Below are 7,462 nucleotides of genomic sequence, written 5' to 3' on the forward strand. Positions count from 1 at the left end.
TCGAGTGTGCCGTCTAATTTCTTTTACCTTAGCCTCGGTACTTTGTTTCTTTGTTCTCATTTTATAGACATTAATTGGTTACAAAAAGTTAAGAAATCTATCTCTTAAATTTTATACCAACTTGTCCAAATTAGGCTGAAGACTTACACTTCTAAGGAAGGAAAGCAGAAAAAACAAATGATGTACCTGGTGTGTCATGGGAAAAAATGGAAATTTCCACCGCGCAAACAATTTTCAATTGACTGGGCTGAAGAAGGAAGGGATGTTTTTGCAGTAAATAATTCTACGGGACAACCACAAGAATTCGCTATTAGATTAGGCATATCGGAGAGACATGTTTACCGCCTGATTGCTTGTTTAAAAGATGAAGGTATTCCAATCAAATTCTCAAGATTTTCTAACTCTTACCTAATCGAATAATCTAAAAATCAATTTCATAATCAACAAAAAAACGTCACTGCCATTTTTGGCAGTGGCGTTTTTTACTTTAGCCATGTACAAAATCTATTTGTGCACAAAAAAAGTCGTTTCTCATCTATTAACCAATATCTGTTCTCGCCTTGGAAACGACTTTTTTAGCTGATGCTTATTTTTTATCGGCACAGCTAGCTTTTTGAGAAGATCCGTACAATTTGTACGGGGAAGGATATGAACTAAAATTATTTAATGATGGCTAAAAATCGTTTTAAAGTAATTAATGATTCTAAGTTTGAAAGATTATCAACTAAAGAGTTACAGGAATCAAAAGGAGGTATTTGTCTTTCTTGTAAAAGAAGAACTAAAAAAACTCAAATAGAAGTACGTATTTGGGGTTCTGGAACAATTAGTGGGTAATTTATTTAGACTGCCTCAAAAGTTAATGATAGATAGCAAATGAGGAATTTTAATAATACTTCATTTACACTTTTGAGGCAGTAAATTTTTACTTTAAGCTTGCCTTATGAAATTGAATAATTTTCGAATATTACAGATCATATTAATTATCGCTTTTGACTATGTACCAATTGTAGTTTTCGGTCAAACGGAGGATATTTTAAGAATTCTAAACTCTAAATCAGTTATAACCAAAGAACAGTTAATAAAAGACAAAGAGACTTTAAAAAACTATCATCCAAACCCTTTTAATTCTTTTCCTGAACATGAATGGGATTCTTTAATTGAAGTAATAGCAAAAGAGTTACCTAAAGAGCCGATACCAGAATCCAAAAAAACATTGATTCGAAGAAAATTATTGGATAGAGTTACTTATGAAGATCCTCATGTACGATTTCTACCTGTCTTAGGTAATAAAAAGAACAAAAATAGTAAAGTGAAAAGTATTAGAGTTTTACCTATTAGTTTGCTTAATATTTCTGACACATTGATAGTTGATAAAAGTTTTCATCCGGATATTCTTAGAGGGGATAGAATTTTAAAAGTCAATGGTATTGAAGCAGACAATTTTTTAGAGAGTTCTTATCGTGATCGGTATATGTCTGGTTACACTCTTCAAATATATCACCATTTCAACTTTGCACCGGAATATAATATTGTTTTGGTTAGAAATGATACGCAGGAAGAGGTCAATATTCATGGCTTTCCGCTTACTAATGGTAATCTTATAAAATTTAAGGGTGATGATACAGAACAAAGAATTATTGATAAAAATGAAATTGGTTATTGCTGTATTAACAACTTTTCATACAATAAGTATCTGGTCAAGAGTTTGGATCGCTTTATTGATAAGCTCATGGTCAAAGGTTATAAAAATTTAATTATTGATATCAGAAAAAACCCAGGAGGTAGAGGAGATCATTTTGATGAACTAATTTCCATGTTTACCAACAAAAAGAAAATTCCTTATCAATCAGGTATAAAATTAAAGGTATCCAAAGCTACATATAAAGACTATTCTTACACTGAAGAAGATATTGGAAAATTAATCGATTTGCCAGATTCTTTTGTTGTTAAGGAGTGTCCATTGGATAAATCAAAATACAAAGGAGATATTAATTACTATGTATTAATAAGCAGGCAAACAGCTTCAATGGCGGCGACTTTTGCCAATATTATGCAGTACAATAAAATTGGACTACTTGTTGGAGAACCTCTAGCTCATAATGCTCTAAATTATGGAGAAGTGATAACTGCGGAAAGAGGGAATTCATTTTGGACAATTTCAACAGTGCAGAACTTTGAATATACAAATGCTGAAGATGGCATATTAAAACCAGATATTGAAATTCCATTTATTGCAAGAGAGTACATGAACGGTGGTGATCCTGTTCTAGAGAAATGCATTGAATTGATAAATTCCAATACAATAGATTAATAATAGGTTTATGGATAAATTAAATTGGTCTCGCTATAATTTTTTGTGGAATTCTGAAAAATATGGAAAGCTACTTTATAATTCCTATACCAATGGTTTTTTGGAATTGAATGATTCTTTGTATCAAGAATTAAATGATATCTCGAAAAATAGCAATAAGCAGTATTTGAAAACTTTATCGAAAGAAGAACAACAATATTTAAAAGATCACTTTATTCTGGTCGAAAATGACGATTTCCTAGTGGAAAGGATGCATCACGAAAGCATGAGTAGAATTTACGACAAGAAACATCTTGTTTTAACCATTGCACCTACCCAATATTGTAATTTTAATTGCACCTATTGTTACGAAAACTGGAGAACAAAAGGCAGTATGAGTGATGAAACGGAAGAAGCTTTAATCCGATATTTAGAACAGCAAAAAAGACATAATGGTTTAGAAAGTTTATCACTCACCTGGTATGGTGGAGAGCCTTTAATTGAATACAATCGTATTAAATCCTTAGGTCAAAAAATTAAAAAGTTAGGATTTCATATTCATGAAAATGAAATTGTAACCAATGGTTATCTATTCGATGAAAAACGAATTCAAATTCTGACGGATGTTGGTATAAATCAGATTCAAATTACTATCGATGGATTTAAATCAGTTCATGATAAAACGAGACCTTTACTTAATGGCCAAGGAACATTTGATAAAATCATTCAAAACTTGGATCGATTCTATGCTGGATCACACAATAATGTAATCTCCATTGCCCTTCGAGTTAATATAGATAAATCAAATAAATCATCTTATTTGGATATTTACAATTGGCTTTCAAAAAGATATCCTTTTGAAACTTTTGTAGTGTATCCAGGTTGGATTCATTTGGATGAGAATAATGAAAAAAAATGTGATTGTTTTACTAGAAATGAAGCAACTGACTTTTGTTTTGAACTCTGCAAGAATCATGGTATTATATCTGAAAAGCTATATCCTGATGATATTAACATGGAATGTATGGCGCGTAATCCTAACAGTATGATTGTTGGTTGGCAAGGAGAAATTTATAAGTGCTTTGAGGATTTAGGTAATGAAAATTTAATTGTTGGTAGTTTGCATAATGAAGATATCTGGACAAATCATATGCTAATTTCGAAATACGCTATGGGAATTGATCATTATCAAGACACTGTTTGCCGAAAATGTTCCTACCTTCCAATTTGTTATGGAGGTTGTCCTATTAGAAGACTAGAAAACAAGTATGAAGGAAAATTAAATGATTGTTGTACTCCGTTTAAAGGTAGATTAGAAGAATTTTTAGAACTTCTATACGAAAGTAAGCGTGAACGTTAAAATTATTCTGTTATACTATTGTTATCCCGAACCAGCCAAATGCCATTATAATCCATACATAGCCAAATGGAAAGGTGAGGATGGATTTGTAGCTGTTGAAGAATGTGGACATTACAATGAGCAAGGAAAATTTATCCTTCACAAAGAGAAAGTTGACATAATAAATTTGCAACTTTGGGGAGAATGAACTGCTCCTATTAATAAATAATCGAAATGAAGCGATATCTACTTTTTTTACTTTTAATCTTTTGTCAATCTTCCATTTACAGCCAGGTTTACAACAAAAAAATCATCTATCAATTCCAGGTGGAGTATACTTCTAAGGAAGGAAAGCAGAAAAAACAAATGATGTACCTGGTGTGTCATGGGAAAAAATGGAAAATTCCACCGCACAAACAATTTTCAATTGCCTGGGCTGATGAAGGAAGGGATGTTTTTGCAGTAAATAATTCTACGGGAGTGATTGATAATGCTGAAAAAATATGGATACATCCTCCAAGGCATGATATCTACTATGTACATGAATTTACACCCTTCCCGGAGGTACGATTCCCATTAAAAGCGGGAAAGCAATGGATAAACAATTTTGGCTATGTATGGTCTAGCGAAGAGTTGAATATCCCAGCAGGCGTTAAAGTGAAACCTCATTACACAATAGAAAGCCAATATGAGGAATATTCTAAAATTCTAAGAAGAAATATTACTTGTTACAAAATTATGGCAACTATTCATAATTCCTTTATTACATCGAAATGGATTGGAGTTTTTAATGAAGAATTGGGATTTATAAAAATGGAATTTCAGAATACCGATCAATCCATAACGATAATGACTTTGGAAGATACTTATAACTGGACGCAGGCTAAAGAGAGATTTGGTTTGTTTGCCTTGTAATATCTTATTTATTGACGATATGTTTTTATCGACCAGACTGGTAACACACTACCTGTAAATGGATGTTTAATAGTTTAAACAATTTTCCTTATTTTTAGGCTTGGAACTATATACTAACTGCTTCTTACATTGAAAAAACGATTTCCACACTTCCGACAGTTGGATGCCATGGATTGTGGCCCAACCTGTTTGCGCATGATTGCCAAGCATTATGGCAAGAATTATACCTTACAATCATTACGCGATAAATCGCACATTACCCGCGAAGGTGTTTCCATGCTTGGCATTGCCGATGCAGCCGAAAGTATTGGAATGCGTAGTATGGGAGTTCGAATTAGCTTTGAGCAGTTGGCGAAAGAAGCTCCCCTGCCTGCCGTTTGCCATTGGGGGCAAAACCATTTTGTAGTGGTTCATAAGATAGAGGAGAAGAGAGGAAAAACTACGGTACATGTGGCCGATCCGGGTTCTGGTTTGTTAAAGTTCACAAAAGAAGAGTTTATCAAACAATGGGCGAGTACTCAAAGTCAGGGCGAACTAAAAGGTTTGTGTTTGTTATTGGAGCCAACACCCGATTTCTACAAACAAAAAGATGAAGATGTTTCGCGTAAGAAAAGCATAGGCTTCCTTTTAAGATATCTAAAGCCCTATCGAAAATTCATGATTCAGTTGGTACTGGGAATGCTCTTTGGTTCCTTGTTACAGCTTATTTTCCCTTTCCTTACCCAGAGCATTGTCGATATTGGAATCAATACCCAAAACCTAAACTTTATCTACCTGGTTTTAATTGCCCAATTGGTATTGTTCATTTCCAGGATGTCGGTAGAGTTTATTCGTTCTTGGATTTTGTTACACATTTCAACCCGAATCAATATTTCATTAATATCCGATTTTCTGATCAAACTGATGAAGTTGCCGATAGGTTTCTTCGATATCAAAATGATTGGAGATTTGCTGCAGAGAATTCAGGATCATACCAGGATTGAGAATTTCCTGACATCATCGACCTTGAATGTACTCTTTTCGATGGTAAATCTTTTGATTTTTGGAGTGGTTTTGGCCATTTACGATATGACCATCTTCCTGGTTTTTGTTTTGGGTTCGGCACTATACATCATTTGGGTGAATTTGTTCCTAAAAAAGAGGAGAGAGCTAGATGGCAAACGATTTGCTCAAATGTCGAGCAATCAGAACTCATTGGTGCAGTTAATTACCGGAATGCAGGAGATCAAACTGAACAACTGCGAAAAGCAAAAACGCTGGGAGTGGGAGCAAATACAGGCCGAATTGTTCCAGGTGCGTACCAAAGGTTTGGCCTTAAACCAGTACCAGATTTCGGGTTCGATTTTCTTTAACGAAACCAAGAATATCATCATTACTTTCCTTGCTGCAAAAGCTGTTTTAGATGGTGGAATGACATTGGGTATGATGCTGGCCGTACAATACATTATTGGTCAGCTGAATTCTCCACTCGATAATTTGGTGCAAGTGATCCACTCATGGCAAGATGCCAAAATTTCACTCGAACGTTTGGGCGAAATCCACGAAATGAAAGAGGAGGAGAGTGTTGAAGATCAAAAACTGACCGAAATACCAGACGAGAAAACCATTGATATTGAAAAAGTATGCTTCCAGTATGAAGGACCACATTCCGAAATGGTGCTGAACGATGTAAACCTGAAGGTGGAAGAAGGAAAAACAACGGCCATTGTGGGTGCATCAGGTAGTGGGAAAACCACCTTAATCAAGCTCATGTTAGGATTTTATCCGACCACGAAAGGAAGAATTTCGCTGGGTGGTGTTACCCTTGAGAATTACAGCTCGGCCATGTGGCGCCAAAACTGTGGTGTGGTAATGCAGGATGGTTTCATTTTCTCCGATACCATTGCCAAAAACATTGCTGTTGGAGTTGAGCATATCGATAAAAAGAGATTGCTGTATGCAGTTCAGGTGGCTTGTATCGATCAGTTCATCGAAAACCTGCCATTGCGTTATAATACCAATATTGGTGCTAACGGACACGGTTTAAGCCAGGGACAAAAACAGCGAATCTTAATTGCTCGCGCTGTTTATAAAAACCCTGAATTCCTGTTCTTCGACGAAGCTACAAACGCTTTGGATGCCAACAACGAGCTGGCAATTATGAAGAAGCTGGATGAGTTTAACAAAGGCAGAACTGTTGTAGTTGTGGCTCATAGATTGAGTACAGTGCGTAGTGCCGATAATATTATCGTTCTTGAAAAAGGCGAAATTGTTGAGCAAGGTACACACGAAGAACTTACCAGCCTTGAAGGTAAATATTATGAGTTGGTGAAAAATCAGCTTGAGCTTGGAAATTAATCAGGACACTGATTTTATATGATGGGTATGATTATTTATGATTTTGAGCTAGAGATGAGAACGATAATTATGAAATCAAAGCTTACTGAAATTAAATGAAGTTTTGTTTTTATGCAAAAAGAATATCAAGTTTAATTAAGATGAATGTAATGAGAATGATTTCTAAAAAAGGTTTTTCGAATGACAACGTAGAAATCATATTTAATCATTAAAAATCCTAAAAATCAGTGTCTAAAAGATGGAAATTGATCAGGACACAGATTGTATATGATGTGTTTGATTGTTTATGATTTTGAGGAAGAGGTATGAGGGATAATTGATAATAATTGATAAACATTGGGAGCTTACTTATTGATTAACCAAAGCTTACTTAATTTAATATATATAGGTTTATTACGATGATTGTATTGTAGGAGATTTCTAAGAAAGGTCATTCGAATGACAACGTAGAAATCATATTTAATCATTAAAAATCCTAAAAATCAGTGTCTAAAAGATGGAAATTGATCAGGACACAGATTGTATATGATGTGTTTGATTGTTTATGATTTTGAGGAAGAGGTATGAGGGATAATTGATAA

7 protein-coding genes are annotated in these 7,462 nt (G+C 34.3%); all 7 read left to right on the forward strand.

Translation table 11 applies throughout. From position 1 onward, the window contains the following. Positions 1-177: 177 nt before the first annotated feature. The 7 genes from ELS83_RS21225 to ELS83_RS21255 all read left to right on the forward strand — a co-directional run bounded on the left by ELS83_RS21225 (position 178) and on the right by ELS83_RS21255 (position 6,881). Positions 178-420 (forward strand): hypothetical protein, encoded by a 243-nt coding sequence (locus ELS83_RS21225; protein WP_171597555.1) that lies wholly within the window; start codon positions 178-180, stop codon positions 418-420. Between the two features lie 249 nt (positions 421-669). Continuing rightward, entirely contained in the window at positions 670-834 is a 165-nt protein-coding gene (locus tag ELS83_RS21230) for a hypothetical protein (protein WP_171597556.1), read from the forward strand. A 106-nt stretch (positions 835-940) separates the two neighbouring features. Further along, positions 941-2,311 carry a S41 family peptidase gene (locus tag ELS83_RS21235; protein ID WP_171597557.1) on the forward strand — a complete coding sequence of 457 codons (1,371 nt, stop codon included), beginning with the start codon at positions 941-943 and terminating at the stop codon, positions 2,309-2,311. 10 nt (positions 2,312-2,321) lie between these two features. Next, the gene (locus ELS83_RS21240; protein WP_171597558.1) at positions 2,322-3,650 is read left to right on the forward strand and encodes a radical SAM/SPASM domain-containing protein; all 1,329 of its coding nucleotides are present in this window, start codon (positions 2,322-2,324) and stop codon (positions 3,648-3,650) included. Continuing rightward, the gene (locus tag ELS83_RS21245) at positions 3,640-3,837 is read left to right on the forward strand and encodes a hypothetical protein (protein ID WP_171597559.1); all 198 of its coding nucleotides are present in this window, start codon (positions 3,640-3,642) and stop codon (positions 3,835-3,837) included. The genes ELS83_RS21240 and ELS83_RS21245 overlap by 11 nt, the downstream gene beginning before the upstream one ends. A 26-nt stretch (positions 3,838-3,863) precedes the next feature. Next, positions 3,864-4,544, forward strand: coding sequence for a hypothetical protein (locus tag ELS83_RS21250; protein ID WP_171597560.1), 681 nt, complete (start codon positions 3,864-3,866; stop codon positions 4,542-4,544). Between the two features lie 129 nt (positions 4,545-4,673). Next, positions 4,674-6,881: a peptidase domain-containing ABC transporter gene (locus ELS83_RS21255; RefSeq protein WP_171597561.1), complete on the forward strand. Its 2,208-nt coding sequence runs from the start codon at positions 4,674-4,676 to the stop codon at positions 6,879-6,881. Positions 6,882-7,462: the final 581 nt, after the last annotated feature.

The sequence above is a fragment of the Marinifilum caeruleilacunae genome (genome assembly GCF_013141825.1).
GTDB classification, from domain to species: Bacteria; Bacteroidota; Bacteroidia; order Bacteroidales; family Marinifilaceae; genus Marinifilum; species Marinifilum caeruleilacunae.